This window comes from Lysinibacillus sp. FSL M8-0134 (genome assembly GCF_038069745.1).
Taxonomy (GTDB): domain Bacteria; phylum Bacillota; class Bacilli; order Bacillales_A; family Planococcaceae; genus Lysinibacillus; species Lysinibacillus irui.
The window spans coordinates 43614-60136 of the sequence record NZ_JBBPAJ010000001.1; the positions used below are offsets into that span (position 1 = coordinate 43614).

At 42.0% G+C, this 16523-nt stretch carries 12 protein-coding genes and 2 rRNA genes; all 14 read left to right on the forward strand.

Translation table 11 applies throughout. The annotated features are described in order from the left end of the window. Positions 1–19 precede the first annotated feature (19 nt). Complete coding sequence (gene hslO, locus MKY49_RS00240) at positions 20–901, forward strand: Hsp33 family molecular chaperone HslO (RefSeq protein ID WP_274795180.1); 882 nt, start codon at positions 20–22, stop codon at positions 899–901. Continuing rightward, positions 885–1856, forward strand: coding sequence for a peptidyl-prolyl cis-trans isomerase (locus MKY49_RS00245; protein WP_274795181.1), 972 nt, complete (start codon positions 885–887; stop codon positions 1854–1856). Before hslO ends, MKY49_RS00245 begins: the two co-directional genes overlap by 17 nt. A gap of 240 nt (positions 1857–2096) precedes the next feature. After that, positions 2097–3026: a cysteine synthase A gene (cysK, locus tag MKY49_RS00250; protein ID WP_274795182.1), complete on the forward strand. Its 930-nt coding sequence runs from the start codon at positions 2097–2099 to the stop codon at positions 3024–3026. A 149-nt stretch (positions 3027–3175) separates the two neighbouring features. Next, the gene (locus MKY49_RS00255) at positions 3176–4585 is read left to right on the forward strand and encodes an anthranilate synthase component I family protein (protein WP_396631776.1); all 1410 of its coding nucleotides are present in this window, start codon (positions 3176–3178) and stop codon (positions 4583–4585) included. Further along, positions 4582–5163 (forward strand): aminodeoxychorismate/anthranilate synthase component II, encoded by a 582-nt coding sequence (gene pabA, locus MKY49_RS00260; protein WP_322605671.1) that lies wholly within the window; start codon positions 4582–4584, stop codon positions 5161–5163. The genes MKY49_RS00255 and pabA overlap by 4 nt, the downstream gene beginning before the upstream one ends. Beyond that, positions 5164–6003 carry an aminodeoxychorismate lyase gene (gene pabC / locus MKY49_RS00265; RefSeq protein WP_322605659.1) on the forward strand — a complete coding sequence of 280 codons (840 nt, stop codon included), beginning with the start codon at positions 5164–5166 and terminating at the stop codon, positions 6001–6003. It abuts the gene before it with no gap. A 13-nt stretch (positions 6004–6016) separates the two neighbouring features. Then, on the forward strand, positions 6017–6871 hold the full coding sequence (gene folP, locus MKY49_RS00270; protein WP_341385374.1) for a dihydropteroate synthase: 855 nt from the start codon (positions 6017–6019) through the stop codon (positions 6869–6871). Further along, the gene (folB, locus tag MKY49_RS00275) at positions 6871–7236 is read left to right on the forward strand and encodes a dihydroneopterin aldolase (protein ID WP_274795186.1); all 366 of its coding nucleotides are present in this window, start codon (positions 6871–6873) and stop codon (positions 7234–7236) included. Before folP ends, folB begins: the two co-directional genes overlap by 1 nt. Continuing rightward, the gene (gene folK, locus MKY49_RS00280) at positions 7236–7748 is read left to right on the forward strand and encodes a 2-amino-4-hydroxy-6-hydroxymethyldihydropteridine diphosphokinase (RefSeq protein WP_322611851.1); all 513 of its coding nucleotides are present in this window, start codon (positions 7236–7238) and stop codon (positions 7746–7748) included. Before folB ends, folK begins: the two co-directional genes overlap by 1 nt. A gap of 92 nt (positions 7749–7840) precedes the next feature. Next, the gene (dusB, locus tag MKY49_RS00285) at positions 7841–8881 is read left to right on the forward strand and encodes a tRNA dihydrouridine synthase DusB (RefSeq protein WP_322605656.1); all 1041 of its coding nucleotides are present in this window, start codon (positions 7841–7843) and stop codon (positions 8879–8881) included. A gap of 173 nt (positions 8882–9054) precedes the next feature. Further along, a complete protein-coding gene (lysS, locus tag MKY49_RS00290) occupies positions 9055–10557 on the forward strand; it encodes a lysine--tRNA ligase (RefSeq protein WP_274795189.1) in 1503 nt (500 codons plus the stop codon). A 196-nt stretch (positions 10558–10753) separates the two neighbouring features. Then, positions 10754–11035: a hypothetical protein gene (locus MKY49_RS00295; RefSeq protein ID WP_274795190.1), complete on the forward strand. Its 282-nt coding sequence runs from the start codon at positions 10754–10756 to the stop codon at positions 11033–11035. 738 nt (positions 11036–11773) lie between these two features. Further along, a 16S ribosomal RNA gene (locus MKY49_RS00300) occupies positions 11774–13325 on the forward strand. Between the two features lie 180 nt (positions 13326–13505). Next, positions 13506–16433, forward strand: a 23S ribosomal RNA gene (locus MKY49_RS00305). Together the 16S and 23S rRNA genes form the textbook arrangement of a ribosomal RNA operon. Positions 16434–16523: the final 90 nt, after the last annotated feature.

Sequence of the window (16523 nt, forward strand, 5' to 3'; positions counted from 1 at the left end):
AATGAGGGACATTCTATTTATGAATGATTATTTAGTAAGAGGTTTAGGTTTTAATGGTCAAGTACGTGTATTTGCAGCCCGTACAACAGCCACAGTAGGAGAAGCACAACGTCGTCATAATACATGGCCGGTTGTATCAGCAGCTTTAGGTCGTTCAATGACAGCCGCTGTCATGATGGGAGCTATGTTAAAAGGCGAAGAGAAAATCACTATAAAAATTGAGGGTAATGGCCCAATTGGACCAATGGTGATTGATAGTAATGCACATGGTGAAGTACGTGGGTTTGTGACAAATCCTCATGTTCACTTTGATTTAAACGAACATGGTAAGTTAGATGTTCGTGCAGGTGTTGGAACAGAAGGAGCTCTTACAATCGTAAAAGATCTTGGATTAAGAGATATGTTCTCTGGACAAACACCAATTGTTTCGGGTGAAATTGCTGAAGATTTTACTTATTATTTTGCTACTTCTGAGCAAGTACCGTCATCTGTTGGATTAGGTGTACTCGTTAATCCAGACAACACTATTCTTGCAGCTGGTGGATTTATTTTACAATTAATGCCTGGTTGTGAGGAAGAAACGATCAAAGAAATTGAACAACACCTTGCTACAATAGAGCCTGTTTCAAAAATGATTGAAAAAGGGTTTACGCCAGAGCAAATTCTAGAAGCTGTTTTAGGAAATGGTCACCTGCAAATTTTAGATTCCATGCCAATTGAATTTAAATGTCAATGTTCTAAAGAGCGGTTTGGTGCAGCAATTTTAGGTTTAGGAACTGCAGAAATTAAAGAAATGATTGAAGAGGATGGCGGAGCTGAAGCAGAGTGTCATTTCTGCTTAGAAAAATACAGCTTCTCTAAAGATGAGTTAGAAGGGTTTATCGATGAGCTCAACGCGTAATCGAAGACCCTCAACCACTGTATCACCAAACCAAACGCCTTTACTGCAACGTCGTTTAAAGACAAAACCTGCTTTAGCTGTTATATCGATTTTGTTATTAGGAAATATTTTGTGGTTCATTAGTTGGTTGATCCCGAATAAAGGTCAGGAAATTGGTAGCGATGAGCAGGTCGCTACCATTGACGGGGATGTAATTACACGCCAAGAATGGATGATTGCCATGGAAGAACGATATGGTAAAGAAACACTCCAAAATTTAGTGAATGAATCGGTCATGGAAAAGGCGGCTAAAACATATAAAATAAAAGTTACAGACAAAGAAATTGACCTTGAACTAGCGCTAATGCGTTCTGCTCAAGATAAGTTTGATACGGCCATGCAAAATCTTTCAGCAGAGCAGCTACGCCAAAAAATTCGATCACAGCTTATATTGGATAAAGTACTCACAAAGGACGTAGTGATAGAAGAAGAAAGTGTTGAAAAGTATTATGAGGAAAATCAAGGATTATATAATACAAAAACAAGCTATCGTACCAATTTTATTGAAGTCGATTCAAAAAAGGCTGCTGACGAAGCATTGGGTGAATTAAAAAATGGCTCTGATTTTATGGTGCTGGCACGTGAAATTTCCGTTGATAGTGCCTCAGCTAGTCTAGGGGGAGATATTGGCTACCTTACAGAGAATCAGGAAAATATAGACCCCGCAATTATTAATGCTGTGAAATCTCTTAAGACAAAAGAGGTAAGTAAGGCCTTTAAATTAGATAATGGTCATTACGGAATTGTTCAAGTGCAAGAGGTATTAGAAGGACAATCCTTTACATATGACGATGTGAAAGAACATATAGAGCGGGAATTGGCTTTAGAGCAATTACCACAATCCGTAACACCAGAAGCATTTTGGTCTGAATTTAATGCTACTTGGTATTATGGTGAGTCTAAAAAGGAAAAGTGATAAACGAAAAGAGTCTGCAATTTTTTGTGGGTACAACGAGTCTGATCAAACTTGCAGGCATTTGTAGTGACAAACCCAAATAAAAGAGGCAGATTCTTTTTATCTTTATTTAAAAACAAAGTATCAGATAAATATTCTGAAAATATACGGTTTATTTATTGACAATCGAATGGAAAAATTGATAAAATACAAAATAAGTAAAACCTATAAAAATAGTAGGGATTGGGAGTGGATTATTAAATGAGTAAAATAGCAAACTCAGTAGCTGAATTAGTTGGTAAAACACCAATCGTAAAATTAAATCATGCAACAAGTGAAAATGAAGGTACTGTATATGTAAAATTAGAATATTTTAATCCAGGTAGTTCAGTAAAAGACCGTTTAGCCTTAGCAATGATTGAGGCGGCCGAAAAAGATGGGACATTAAAACCTGGCGGTACAATTATTGAGCCGACATCCGGTAATACAGGTATTGGTCTTGCAATGATTGCAGCTGCTAAAGGATATAAAGCCATTTTAGTTATGCCAGAAACAATGAGCTTAGAGCGTCGTAACCTTTTACGAGCTTATGGCGCAGAGCTAGTGTTAACTCCAGGTCCAGCAGGTATGAAAGGTGCAATCGCTAAAGCAGAGGAATTATCTGCAGAGCACGGCTACTTCCTGCCACAACAATTTACAAACCCAGCGAACGCTGTTATTCACCGTCTAACAACTGGTCCTGAAATTGTAGAAGCATTTGATGGTCTAACACTAGATGCATTTGTAGCTGGTGTTGGTACGGGTGGTACAATTACGGGTGCTGGTGCTGTATTAAAAGAAAAGTATCCAAACATTGAAATCATTGCAGTTGAGCCAAAGGATTCACCAGTACTTTCTGGTGGTCAACCAGGGCCACATAAAATTCAAGGTATTGGTGCTGGATTTGTTCCAGCAGTATTAGATACTGACATCTATTCTTCAGTATTCCCTGTTGAAAATGAGATTGCTTTTGAAGTAGCGCGTAAAGTGGCTCGTGAAGAAGGGATTTTATGTGGTATCTCATCTGGTGCTGCTATCTATGCTGCAATTGAAGCAGCAAAACGTTTAGGTAAGGGTTCAAATGTTCTTGCGATTGTTCCTTCAAACGGTGAGCGTTATCTATCAACACCTTTATACCAATTTGAAGATTAATTTTTAATTTTTATGTTAGGACTCCTTTATAAAAGGGGTCCTTTTTAATGCCTAGAAATGGACACTATTAAAATTATAAAAATATTCGCTTCTATGTACTATTCAAGTTAAGATGGAATCACATCATATGTTTAAAGGGGAAAGAAGACTTGAAGACTATACTTACGAAAACATTAACGATGGATGCAGATTCATTTTTTTATAGCTACAAGAAACAAACAGAGACACAACAAGCACATGTATTTTTAGAAAGTGGACGTGGTGGACATTTTACGATTGCTGCTTGGAATCCATTAGCCATTGCACAATCGGTAGAGGATGGACTGTCAGTCAATTGGAGAAATGGTAGACACGAAGTTTTACAGGGTGAATCTCTGGCCTTACTGGAAGAGCTCGTGGCAGAATATAAAATTCCTTATCATGCGGAGCTTCCTGTTTTTCAAGGGGGAGCCATTGGATTTGTCACATATGATTATGCACGTAAAATTGAAGTGCTTCCTAATACAGCGAAGAATGACTTAGAAATACCAGACAACTATTTTTATATATTTGATTGCTGGGCAGTGCATGATGTGAAGACCAATATAGTGACGCTTATGAAGATAGACGAAAGTGATGTTAACTTGGAACAGTGGGCTCATAACTGGCAGGTTGCAGCACAAGATGGACTAGCTACGCGAAAATTTGAAAAAACAAACGCTGTAGAAGTTATCAATGATGAAAATGAACTACTTGTTTCATTTGCTGGAACAGATTTTGAGGCAGCCGTAAAAAAAATACAAACCTATATAGCACAGGGTGATGTGTTTCAAGTGAATTTGTCTGTTCGACAGTCCAAGAAATTAAATGCTTCAGCTATGGATGTCTATGAGGCATTACGAGCATTTAATCCATCACCGTACATGGCTTATATTGAAGCACCAGATTTTGCTGTTGTTTCTGGATCCCCGGAGTTATTAGTCAAACGCCATGGAAATGAATTATCTACAAGGCCAATTGCTGGTACTCGACCAAGAGGGAAATCAGAGGCGGAAGATTTAGCATTAGCACAAGAATTAATTGATAATGATAAAGAACGTGCTGAGCATGTGATGCTAGTGGATTTAGAGCGCAATGATTTAGGTCGGGTGTCAACCTATGGAACAGTGGAAGTGGACGAGTTTATGGTCATTGAGCGCTATTCTCATGTAATGCATATTGTGTCGAATGTACGAGGCGAAATAGCGGAAGGTAAAACAAATGCGGATGTTATTCGTGCAATGTTCCCAGGAGGGACAATTACAGGAGCTCCGAAGATCCGCACTATGGAAATTATTGAGGAACTAGAGCCTGTGCGCCGTGGTTTATATACAGGTTCGATTGGTTGGCTCGGCTTTACAGGTGACATGGAGTTTAATATTGTCATTCGGACAGCGTTTATAAAAGATGGAGTTTCACATATCCAGGCAGGGGCAGGCATTGTCATTGACTCTGTTCCCGAAAGAGAGTATCAGGAATCGTTAAATAAAGCGAAGGCAATGTGGCAGGCAAAGGCAATGGCAGAGGAGCGAGCAAAATGATTTTAATGATTGATAATTATGATTCTTTTATCTATAATATCGTCCAATATTTGGGTGAATTTGGTCATGAGATAGTGGTGAAGCGCAATGATGTTATAACGGTAGAGGAGATAGAACAACTAGCACCAGATATAATTGTTATTTCACCGGGACCATGTAGCCCAAATGAAGCAGGTGAAAGCTTGAACATTATTAAATATTTCGCAGGAAATATTCCGATTTTGGGTGTTTGTCTTGGTCATCAGGCGCTTGCACAGGTATTTGGCGGCAATGTCATACGGGCCGAGCGTCTAATGCACGGAAAGACATCACCTGTACTCCACGCTGAAGTAGGTTTGCATAAAGGCATGCCAAATCCATTCCTGGCGACTCGCTACCACTCCCTTATTGTAGAGAAAGAGACATTACCAGCTTGTCTTGAAATCACAGCTTGGACTGAGGAGGGAGAAATTATGGGGCTACGTCATAAAGAATATCCAATTGAGGGTGTACAATATCATCCAGAATCCATTATGACTGAGCAAGGTAAAAGACTCCTTCGCCAATTTATAGAAACCCACGTCGAAGGGGTGAAATAGATGCAATGCTGGATGAATGGGCACTATGTGGCTGCACGGGATTTGCGTATTTCTCCATTTGATCATGGATTTTTGTACGGATTGGGTTTTTTTGAAACGTTTCGGACATATGGAGGTCAGGTATTTGGCTGGGAAGAACATATGGAAAGATTACAGCTTGCATTATCACAATACCACATTCATTTAACCTATCCTGAAAATGTTTTACTAGAGGTAGTGCAGCAATTAAATGAACTTGCAGGCGGGCAAGATGGCTACTTCCGTTTAAATGTATCAGCTGGAGAGCATAATATTGGACTACAGCCAACCGAATATAAACAACCCAATGTCATCATCTTTCGTAAAGAACTTCAGGACATACCGCGGGGGACTGAGAAAATAGCCCAATGGCTTTCAACTCCACGCAATACACCTGAACAAGGATTACGTGTTAAATCACATCATTATGGCAATAACGTACTCGGTCGCTTTGAAATGCCGTCATTGGCACAGCAAGAAGGTTTCTTTTTAACGCAAGAGGGTTATGTAGCTGAAGGGGTAACATCAAATGTTTTTTGGGTAAAAAATGATATACTATATACGCCTTCTTTAGAGACAGGCATTTTACCAGGGATTATTCGAGCATGGGTCTTAGAGAAGGCCAATGCTCTTGGTCTTAAGGTGATGGAAGGCTTTTATACAAAAGAAGAGTTACTACGAAGTACAGAATGCTTCATTACCAATTCTGTGCAAGAGCTTGTGCCTATAAGTAGCTTAGAAAACCTACAATTTTTAGGCAATAAAGGGCCAATTTATTCGTGTTTACATGAAGCATTTGTTCAAGAAGTGGAGCAAGGATAGAAGGAGCGTTTTCATGCTAGAAAAATATACGAAACCATTAACCATTAATGGTATTACATTAGACTATACAAAAGAAACATTTGTTATGGGCATTCTAAATGTTACACCAGATTCCTTCTCAGATGGTGGCAAGTATAACAATGTTGAAGCTGCTGTTGCTCAAGCGAAAAAAATGGTTGCTGATGGAGCTAAAATAATTGACGTTGGTGGGGAATCTACTCGTCCAGGGTACGAACGAATTTCAGATGAAGATGAGATTGCACGGATCGTACCTGTTATTCAAGCGTTAGCCAAAGAAGTAAAGGCGATTATTTCCGTTGATACGTATAAAGCAAATGTAGCACGTGCCGCAATTGAAGCGGGGGCACACATCATTAATGATATATGGGGAGCAAAAGCGGAGCCGGAAATTGCCCAAGTTGCTGCAGATTTGCATGTTCCCATTATTTTAATGCACAATCGTGAAAATATGGACTATGGTATTGATTTTTGGGCCTCGGCAAAAGCGGATTTAGAAAGAAGTATCGCTATTGCACATCAAGCCGGCGTTCCTGATCATCATATCATCTTAGACCCAGGTATCGGCTTTGCTAAAAATACTGCACAAAATATTGCTATGATGCAACATTTAAGGGATTTAGTAGCTATGGGCTATCCAGTGTTATTAGCGACATCACGGAAATCAATGATTGGCAATGTCTTGAACCTACCTGTCGAGGAGCGTCTAGAAGGGACTACTGCAACAGTAGTTTACGGTATTGAAAAGGGTTGTCATATGATAAGAGTCCATGATGTAAAAGAAATGGCACGTGCGACGCATATGACTGATATTTTAGTAGGAAAACGTTTGTTTAAGGAGGAAGCGTGATGGATTATATTCACTTAAAGGACATGCAGTTTTACGGCTATCATGGTGTATTAGCAGCAGAAACGACTCTTGGTCAACGCTTCAGAGCAAATGTTTCTCTTGCTGTAGATATGACAAAGGCTGGGGAAACTGATGATCTCTCTTATACAGTCAATTATGCAGAGGTATATGCGATATGTCGTGATATCGTAGAGGGCGATCCATTAAAGCTTATTGAAGCTCTTGTTGTGAAAATAGCGAATGCAGTATTAACAACCTACCCTGATAAAGTAAAGGGCGTTCGAGTAGAGCTAATTAAACCAGACCCACCTATTCATGGTTATTATAAAGAGGTGTCTGTTGAGGTAACGAGAGGTGATTTCTAATGAAGGATGTCTACCTATCTATCGGAACTAATATGGGAGAGAGATATGAGAATCTTCAGCATGCCGTTGCCCTATTAAAGGAAAAAAGTAATATTGAGGTTGTTCGTATTTCATCTGTTTATGAAACAGCTGCAGTGGGGTACACAGATCAGGCAGATTTTTTAAATATAGCTGTTCATATAAAAACGAATGTCTCATCTGCTGATATGTTGGAGATTTGCCAATCAATTGAACAGGAATTAGGGCGTATAAGAGAATTCCGCTGGGGCCCACGAATCATTGACCTTGACATTTTGCTTTACAATCACGAAAATATTAAAACTGAGAGCTTAATTGTTCCCCATCCAAGAATGTACGAGCGAGCGTTTGTCTTAGTACCCTTAGTTGAGATTACACCATCACCTCTTGGTGAACAACTACAACAAGCACATAATCTGTTGCAGCAAATGGATTGCGAAAATGAAGGTGTAACCTTATGGAAAACGTTTAAAGAACCTTCGACGGTACATTAAGCTATAGAAATACAGTATCAATGAATTTTAATGCACAGCATTAACATAGATAGCGAAGAAGAGGAAAGAGCCTTTAGAGGAGGAAGACAACGTTGAGTCATACAACAGAGAAGCCATTTCAAATTGGCGATATTGTTATGGACAATCGAGTAGTTTTAGCGCCCATGGCAGGGATTTGTAACTCTGCTTTCCGATTAACAGTTAAAGAGTTCGGAGCAGGGCTTGTCTATGCCGAAATGATTAGTGATAAGGGCATTGTCCAAAAAAATGAGAAAACATTAGGTATGCTTTATATCGATGAACGTGAAAATCCTCTGTCACTACAAATTTTTGGTGGAGATAAAGCAACCTTAGTGGAAGCGGCGAAGTATGTGGATGAAAATACTACTGCTGATATTATTGATATCAACATGGGGTGCCCAGTTAATAAAATTATAAAATGTGAAGCAGGAGCTCGCTTGTTATTAGATCCAAATAAAGTATATGAAATGGTGGCAGCTGTTGTTGATGCAGTTAAAAAACCTGTCAGCGTAAAAATGCGTATTGGCTGGGATGATGAACATATTTTTGCCATTGAAAATGCACAAGCTGTTGAGCGTGCAGGTGCCTCTGCAGTAGCAGTCCATGGACGTACTCGTGTACAAATGTACGAGGGTAAGGCGAATTGGGATATCATTCGCCAAGTAAAGGACAACGTGAAGATTCCTGTGCTTGGTAATGGTGACGTGGAAACGCCACAAGATGCTAAACGGATGCTCGATACAACAGGAGTAGATGCTGTTATGATTGGTCGTGCAGCATTAGGTAATCCATGGATGATTTATCGTACTGTTCAATACCTAGAAACTGGTGAGCTAAAGGAAGAACCAAGTATCCGTGAAAAGATAGATGTATGTCTATTGCACTTTGAACGTTTACTCCAGTTAAAGGGCGAAGGAATAGCAGTACGTGAAATGCGTAAACATGCTTCATGGTACTTAAAAGGAATTCGCGGTAATGGTAAAGCGCGTAATGCGATTAATCAAACTGAAACAGCAGCGGATCTTCGTGTACTATTAAATAGTCTTGTACAGGAATATGAAGAGGTCGAATCTAATTTAATTGTTCCTGAAGCAAAAGAATTAATAATATAGTTTTTTATGGCGTCTCACTATTATAAGAGACGCCTTTTTGTGCTGACTTTAATTTTTAGAATTATTAATCATCTTGTGTTGAATTGAAAATAAACTGAAAGAGATGATTACAGCACTAAAATTGTGTACAATAGAAATATTATGGACGTAAACACGGACAATTTACTTAAGGAGTGAAACAAGTGTCAAATATAGAAGAATTAAATGATCAGCTATTGGTGAGACGCCAAAAAATGACGACGATACTAGAAAACGGACAAGATCCATTTGGAAGCCGTTTTGAGCGTACACATTTATCTGCAGAAGTACGTGAACAATTTGCAGACCAAACAAAAGAACAACTTGAAGAAAACCTTCAAGAGGTGATTATTGCGGGACGTATTATGACGAAACGCGGTAAAGGAAAAGCTGGTTTTGCCCATATTCAAGATTTAGCAGGACAAATCCAAATTTATGTTCGCCAAGATCATGTAGGTGAAGAAGCATATGAGTTGTTTAAACAGGCTGACTTAGGGGATATCGTAGGTGTACGTGGAAATGTATTCCGTACGCAAGTTGGAGAGCTTTCAGTAAAAGCTGAGGACTTCACATTCCTTACAAAAGCTTTACGTCCTATGCCGGAGAAATTCCACGGCTTACAGGATGTTGAGCAACGTTATCGCCAACGTTATTTAGATCTAATGACAAATGAAGATAGCAAAAAAACGTTTATCACTCGTTCTAAAATTATCCGTGCAATCCGAAATTATTTAGATAACGCTGGATATTTAGAAGTAGAAACACCAATGCTTCATACAATTGCTGGTGGCGCAGCTGCTCGTCCATTTATTACGCATCATAATGCACTTGATATGGAATTATATATGCGAATCGCCATCGAATTGCATTTAAAACGTTTAATAGTTGGTGGTTTAGAAAAGGTTTACGAAATTGGTCGTGTGTTCCGTAACGAAGGAATCTCTACACGTCACAATCCAGAGTTTACAATGATTGAGCTATATGAAGCATATGCTGATTATCAAGATATCATGTCTCTAACTGAAAACCTTATTGCACATGTTGCTCAAGAAGTGCTTGGTACAACAACGGTTCAATATGGAGAAGATGAGATCAACCTTGCAGTAGGATGGAAACGAGTTCATATGGTAGACGCTGTAAAAGAGGCAACTGGTGTGGACTTCTGGCAGCCAATGACAAAAGAACAAGCTCAAACACTTGCTAAAGAGCATGGAGTAGAAGTAAAAGATGTTCATGAAGTAGGTCATATTATCAATGAATTCTTTGAACAAAAGGTAGAAGAGACACTTGTACAACCTACATTTGTATATGGCCACCCAGTAGAAATCTCTCCTCTAGCGAAGAAAAATCCAGAGGACGAGCGTTTCACAGATCGCTTTGAGTTATTTATCGTTCGTCGTGAGCATGCAAATGCCTTCACAGAGCTAAATGATCCTATCGACCAACGCCAACGTTTTGAAGCACAATTAGCAGAAAAAGCGGCAGGTAACGATGAGGCACATGAAATGGACAATGATTTCATTGAAGCGTTGGAATACGGTATGCCTCCAACAGGTGGTTTAGGAATCGGTATTGACCGTTTAATTATGCTCCTTACAAATTCACCATCAATTCGTGACGTATTATTGTTCCCAACAATGCGCCATATTACAAAGTAGTTGGTTTTTTTCATAGAGCAATAAAACAAAAGAAATAAATAAAGAGGAGAATTCACGGGATAAGTGGGTTCTCTTTTTTTATGCTTTGAAAAAAATTAAGTTGTTTAAAGGTTGATTAAATTTAGGTTATACTTTTATAGTTCTATGTTTTTTAAATTACTAAGTAAAAAAAGAAGTATTTTATTGGGGGCTTATAATGAATTACAAAATTATTAACAAACAAGTGTTTGAACAGGCACAATTACGATCAGTTTCTGATGTTCCATTTACTGAAGAAGAACTTGAGCATGGTATGAAATTAGTAGTGGCTAAGAAAGACGAAAACCTTACATTATATTTAGTGGAGATAGACGGTCAGAAGAAATTCGACGTGCGTTGGGATGATTCGTCGGAAATTTTCAGTGGCTGGTATTCCGCTTGGGATAATTTCTTATGGTGCTTAAATATAGTTGATCCTCAAAGTGACGATTTAAAATAGGACATAATAGAAATAAGCGCTAAAGTGTAGTAAAAGCACTTTAGCGCTTATTTTCGATACGGTACATATAAAACGTGTACATGTAAATACGTTGTTGCCTTGAATGAAAAAAGTTTGTATGAAATGAACGACACAATAACATTTGCTCTATCGAAAGCCTTTAGTTTTCTAGAGGTTTTCTTATATAGTAAACTGTAATGCACTTTTGATTTGAAAAATAGTAGGATAAAATGTTGTGATTTGAAAGAAAGAGATGTATAGTAAAACAAATAATTAAGTGGGCAAAGGAGAATATATAATTTTCGTATTCTCGTAAATGCGTAAAATAGCTTATTAATTCGTTATTTTTAAATAAAGTAGATTTTGTTTAAAAAAACACTTGCGATGTCTAAGTTAACATGATAAATTATTACTTGTCGTTAAGACGATGCAAGAAAACAACATCAAAGAAATTTAGATGAAAAAGATGTTGACTTACGAAAATGATTATGATATAGTTTAAGAGTTGTCTCTTCGGACTTAAAAACTTTTTAAAAAAGATGTTGACAACGAAAAACGAAATATGTTATAATTTAAAAGTTGCTGTCGATGAGATGGTTAACAAAATGAACCTTGAAAACTGAACAAGCAAAACGTAATCAATAAAGTTTTAAGTAACTAGTTTCGGCTAGTGAACAAAACAAAATTTTGGACATCAAAATTGATGCCAGCAAAACAATTTGAGCTAATCAAATTTCTTTTATGGAGAGTTTGATCCTGGCTCAGGACGAACGCTGGCGGCGTGCCTAATACATGCAAGTCGAGCGAACAGAGAAGGAGCTTGCTCCTTTGACGTTAGCGGCGGACGGGTGAGTAACACGTGGGCAACCTACCTTATAGTTTGGGATAACTCCGGGAAACCGGGGCTAATACCGAATAATCTGTTCCACCTCATGGTGGAACACTGAAAGACGGTTTCGGCTGTCGCTATAAGATGGGCCCGCGGCGCATTAGCTAGTTGGTGAGGTAACGGCTCACCAAGGCGACGATGCGTAGCCGACCTGAGAGGGTGATCGGCCACACTGGGACTGAGACACGGCCCAGACTCCTACGGGAGGCAGCAGTAGGGAATCTTCCACAATGGGCGAAAGCCTGATGGAGCAACGCCGCGTGAGTGAAGAAGGTTTTCGGATCGTAAAACTCTGTTGTAAGGGAAGAACAAGTACAGTAGTAACTGGCTGTACCTTGACGGTACCTTATTAGAAAGCCACGGCTAACTACGTGCCAGCAGCCGCGGTAATACGTAGGTGGCAAGCGTTGTCCGGAATTATTGGGCGTAAAGCGCGCGCAGGCGGTCCTTTAAGTCTGATGTGAAAGCCCACGGCTCAACCGTGGAGGGTCATTGGAAACTGGGGGACTTGAGTGCAGAAGAGGAAAGTGGAATTCCAAGTGTAGCGGTGAAATGCGTAGAGATTTGGAGGAACACCAGTGGCGAAGGCGACTTTCTGGTCTGTAACTGACGCTGAGGCGCGAAAGCGTGGGGAGCAAACAGGATTAGATACCCTGGTAGTCCACGCCGTAAACGATGAGTGCTAAGTGTTAGGGGGTTTCCGCCCCTTAGTGCTGCAGCTAACGCATTAAGCACTCCGCCTGGGGAGTACGGTCGCAAGACTGAAACTCAAAGGAATTGACGGGGGCCCGCACAAGCGGTGGAGCATGTGGTTTAATTCGAAGCAACGCGAAGAACCTTACCAGGTCTTGACATCCCGTTGACCACTGTAGAGATATAGTTTCCCCTTCGGGGGCAACGGTGACAGGTGGTGCATGGTTGTCGTCAGCTCGTGTCGTGAGATGTTGGGTTAAGTCCCGCAACGAGCGCAACCCTTGATCTTAGTTGCCATCATTTAGTTGGGCACTCTAAGGTGACTGCCGGTGACAAACCGGAGGAAGGTGGGGATGACGTCAAATCATCATGCCCCTTATGACCTGGGCTACACACGTGCTACAATGGACGATACAAACGGTTGCCAACTCGCGAGAGGGAGCTAATCCGATAAAGTCGTTCTCAGTTCGGATTGTAGGCTGCAACTCGCCTACATGAAGCCGGAATCGCTAGTAATCGCGGATCAGCATGCCGCGGTGAATACGTTCCCGGGCCTTGTACACACCGCCCGTCACACCACGAGAGTTTGTAACACCCGAAGTCGGTGAGGTAACCTTTTGGAGCCAGCCGCCGAAGGTGGGATAGATGATTGGGGTGAAGTCGTAACAAGGTAGCCGTATCGGAAGGTGCGGCTGGATCACCTCCTTTCTAAGGATTATTTCGGAATACAAACCTTGGGTTTGTAAGATTACGTTTTGCGTTCAGTTTTGAAGGTTCATTCTTCCGAATGAAATACTTCAAAACTTGTTCTTTGAAAACTGGATAAAACGACATTGAAATTGTAACAAACACATTTATTTTTTAAGTTTTTTATAGGCTTAATAACTTGGTTAAGTTATTAAGGGCGCACGGCGAATGCCTTGGCACTAGGAGCCGAAGAAGGACGGCACTAACACCGATATGCTTCGGGGAGCTGTAAGTGAGCTTTGATCCGGAGATTTCCGAATGGGGGAACCCACTACGTTTAATCGCGTAGTATCTTGACGTGAATACATAGCGTCTTGAAGGCAGACCCAGGGAACTGAAACATCTAAGTACCTGGAGGAAGAGAAAGAAAAATCGATTCCCTGAGTAGCGGCGAGCGAAACGGGAAGAGCCCAAACCAAGAGGCTTGCCTCTTGGGGTTGTAGGACACTCTATACGGAGTTACAAAAGAGCGAGTTAGATGAAGCGACTTGGAAAGGTCCGCCAGAGCAGGTAAAAGCCCTGTAGTCGAAAGTTCGTTCTCTCCTGAGTGGATCCTGAGTACGGCGGAACACGTGAAATTCCGTCGGAATCCGGGAGGACCATCTCCCAAGGCTAAATACTACCTAGTGACCGATAGTGAACCAGTACCGTGAGGGAAAGGTGAAAAGCACCCCGGAAGGGGAGTGAAAGAGATCCTGAAACCGTGTGCCTACAAGTAGTTAGAGCCCGTTAATGGGTGATAGCGTGCCTTTTGTAGAATGAACCGGCGAGTTACGATTACGTGCAAGGTTAAGCTTTAGAAGGCGGAGCCGCAGCGAAAGCGAGTCTGAATAGGGCGAAATAGTACGTGGTCGTAGACCCGAAACCAGGTGATCTACCCATGTCCAGGGTGAAGGTAAGGTAACACTTACTGGAGGCCCGAACCCACGCACGTTGAAAAGTGCGGGGATGAGGTGTGGGTAGCGGAGAAATTCCAATCGAACTTGGAGATAGCTGGTTCTCTCCGAAATAGCTTTAGGGCTAGCCTCGTGATGAGAATACTGGAGGTAGAGCACTGTTTGGACTAGGGGGCCATCCCGGTTTACCGAATTCAGACAAACTCCGAATGCCAGATATTTATACACGGGAGTCAGACTGCGAGTGATAAGATCCGTAGTCAAAAGGGAAACAGCCCAGACCACCAGCTAAGGTCCCAAAGTAATCGTTAAGTGGAAAAGGATGTGGCGTTGCACAGACAACCAGGATGTTGGCTTAGAAGCAGCCATCATTTAAAGAGTGCGTAATAGCTCACTGGTCGAGTGACGCTGCGCCGAAAATGTATCGGGGCTAAACGATTCACCGAAGCTGTGGATTGACATCTACGATGTCAGTGGTAGGAGAGCGTTCTAAGTGCGTTGAAGTCAGACCGGAAGGACTGGTGGAGCGCTTAGAAGTGAGAATGCCGGTATGAGTAGCGAAAGACGGGTGAGAATCCCGTCCACCGTATGACTAAGGTTTCCTGAGGAAGGCTCGTCCGCTCAGGGTTAGTCGGGACCTAAGCCGAGGCCGACAGGCGTAGGCGATGGACAACAGGTTGATATTCCTGTACCACCTCCTCACCGTTTGAGAAATGGGGGGACGCAGTAGGATAGGGTAAGCGCGCTGTTGGTTATGCGCGTCCAAGCAGTAAGGCGTGTGTGTAGGCAAATCCGCACACTGTAACGTTGAGCTGTGATGGCGAGTCCGTATGGACGAAGTTCCTGATTTCACACTGCCAAGAAAAGCCTCTATCGAGGTGAGAGGTGCCCGTACCGCAAACCGACACAGGTAGTCGAGGAGAGAATCCTAAGGTGTGCGAGAGAACTCTCGTTAAGGAACTCGGCAAAATGACCCCGTAACTTCGGGAGAAGGGGTGCTCTTGAGCGTGCAAGCGCATGAGAGCCGCAGTGAATAGGCCCAGGCGACTGTTTAGCAAAAACACAGGTCTCTGCAAAACCGTAAGGTGACGTATAGGGGCTGACGCCTGCCCGGTGCTGGAAGGTTAAGAGGAGTGGTTAGCGCAAGCGAAGCTGCGAATTGAAGCCCCAGTAAACGGCGGCCGTAACTATAACGGTCCTAAGGTAGCGAAATTCCTTGTCGGGTAAGTTCCGACCCGCACGAAAGGCGTAACGATCTGGGCACTGTCTCAACGAGAGACTCGGTGAAATTATAGTACCTGTGAAGATGCAGGTTACCCGCGACAGGACGGAAAGACCCCGTGGAGCTTTACTGTAGCCTGATATTGAATTTTGGTACAACTTGTACAGGATAGGTAGGAGCCAGAGATCTCGGAGCGCCAGCTTCGAAGGAGGCGTCGGTGGGATACTACCCTGGTTGTATTGAAATTCTAACCCATGCCCCTTAGCGGGGCAGGAGACAGTGTCAGGCGGACAGTTTGACTGGGGCGGTCGCCTCCTAAAAGGTAACGGAGGCGCCCAAAGGTTCCCTCAGAATGGTTGGAAATCATTCGTAGAGTGTAAAGGCACAAGGGAGCTTGACTGCGAGACCTACAAGTCGAGCAGGGTCGAAAGACGGGCTTAGTGATCCGGTGGTTCCGCATGGAAGGGCCATCGCTCAACGGATAAAAGCTACCCCGGGGATAACAGGCTTATCTCCCCCAAGAGTCCACATCGACGGGGAGGTTTGGCACCTCGATGTCGGCTCATCGCATCCTGGGGCTGTAGTCGGTCCCAAGGGTTGGGCTGTTCGCCCATTAAAGCGGTACGCGAGCTGGGTTCAGAACGTCGTGAGACAGTTCGGTCCCTATCCGTCGTGGGCGTAGGAAATTTGAGAGGAGCTGTCCTTAGTACGAGAGGACCGGGATGGACACACCGCTGGTGTACCAGTTGTCTTGCCAAAGGCATCGCTGGGTAGCTATGTGTGGACGGGATAAGTGCTGAAAGCATCTAAGCATGAAGCCCCCCTCAAGATGAGATTTCCCATTACGCAAGTAAGTAAGATCCCTCAAAGACGATGAGGTAGATAGGTTCGAGGTGGAAGTGTGGTGACACATGGAGCTGACGAATACTAATCGATCGAGGACTTAACCAAATTGTTTGAAGCAGTCAATGCACGTTTATCCAGTTTTGAAAGAATAAAATATTATAATATACTTGTAATTTTGATAAAATATGTTATAAT

Excerpts from the sequence above, each read along its gene's own strand:
- MKY49_RS00245 (WP_274795181.1), top strand. The coding sequence starts at position 885 with ATGAGCTCAACGCGTAATCGAAGACCCTCAACCACTGTATCACCAAAC.
- cysK (WP_274795182.1), top strand. The coding sequence starts at position 2,097 with ATGAGTAAAATAGCAAACTCAGTAGCTGAATTAGTTGGTAAAACACCA.
- folK (WP_322611851.1), top strand. The coding sequence starts at position 7,236 with ATGAAGGATGTCTACCTATCTATCGGAACTAATATGGGAGAGAGATAT.
- hslO (WP_274795180.1), top strand. The coding sequence starts at position 20 with ATGAATGATTATTTAGTAAGAGGTTTAGGTTTTAATGGTCAAGTACGT.
- folB (WP_274795186.1), top strand. The coding sequence starts at position 6,871 with ATGGATTATATTCACTTAAAGGACATGCAGTTTTACGGCTATCATGGT.
- MKY49_RS00295 (WP_274795190.1), top strand. The coding sequence starts at position 10,754 with ATGAATTACAAAATTATTAACAAACAAGTGTTTGAACAGGCACAATTA.
- pabA (WP_322605671.1), top strand. The coding sequence starts at position 4,582 with ATGATTTTAATGATTGATAATTATGATTCTTTTATCTATAATATCGTC.
- folP (WP_341385374.1), top strand. The coding sequence starts at position 6,017 with ATGCTAGAAAAATATACGAAACCATTAACCATTAATGGTATTACATTA.
- pabC (WP_322605659.1), top strand. The coding sequence starts at position 5,164 with ATGCAATGCTGGATGAATGGGCACTATGTGGCTGCACGGGATTTGCGT.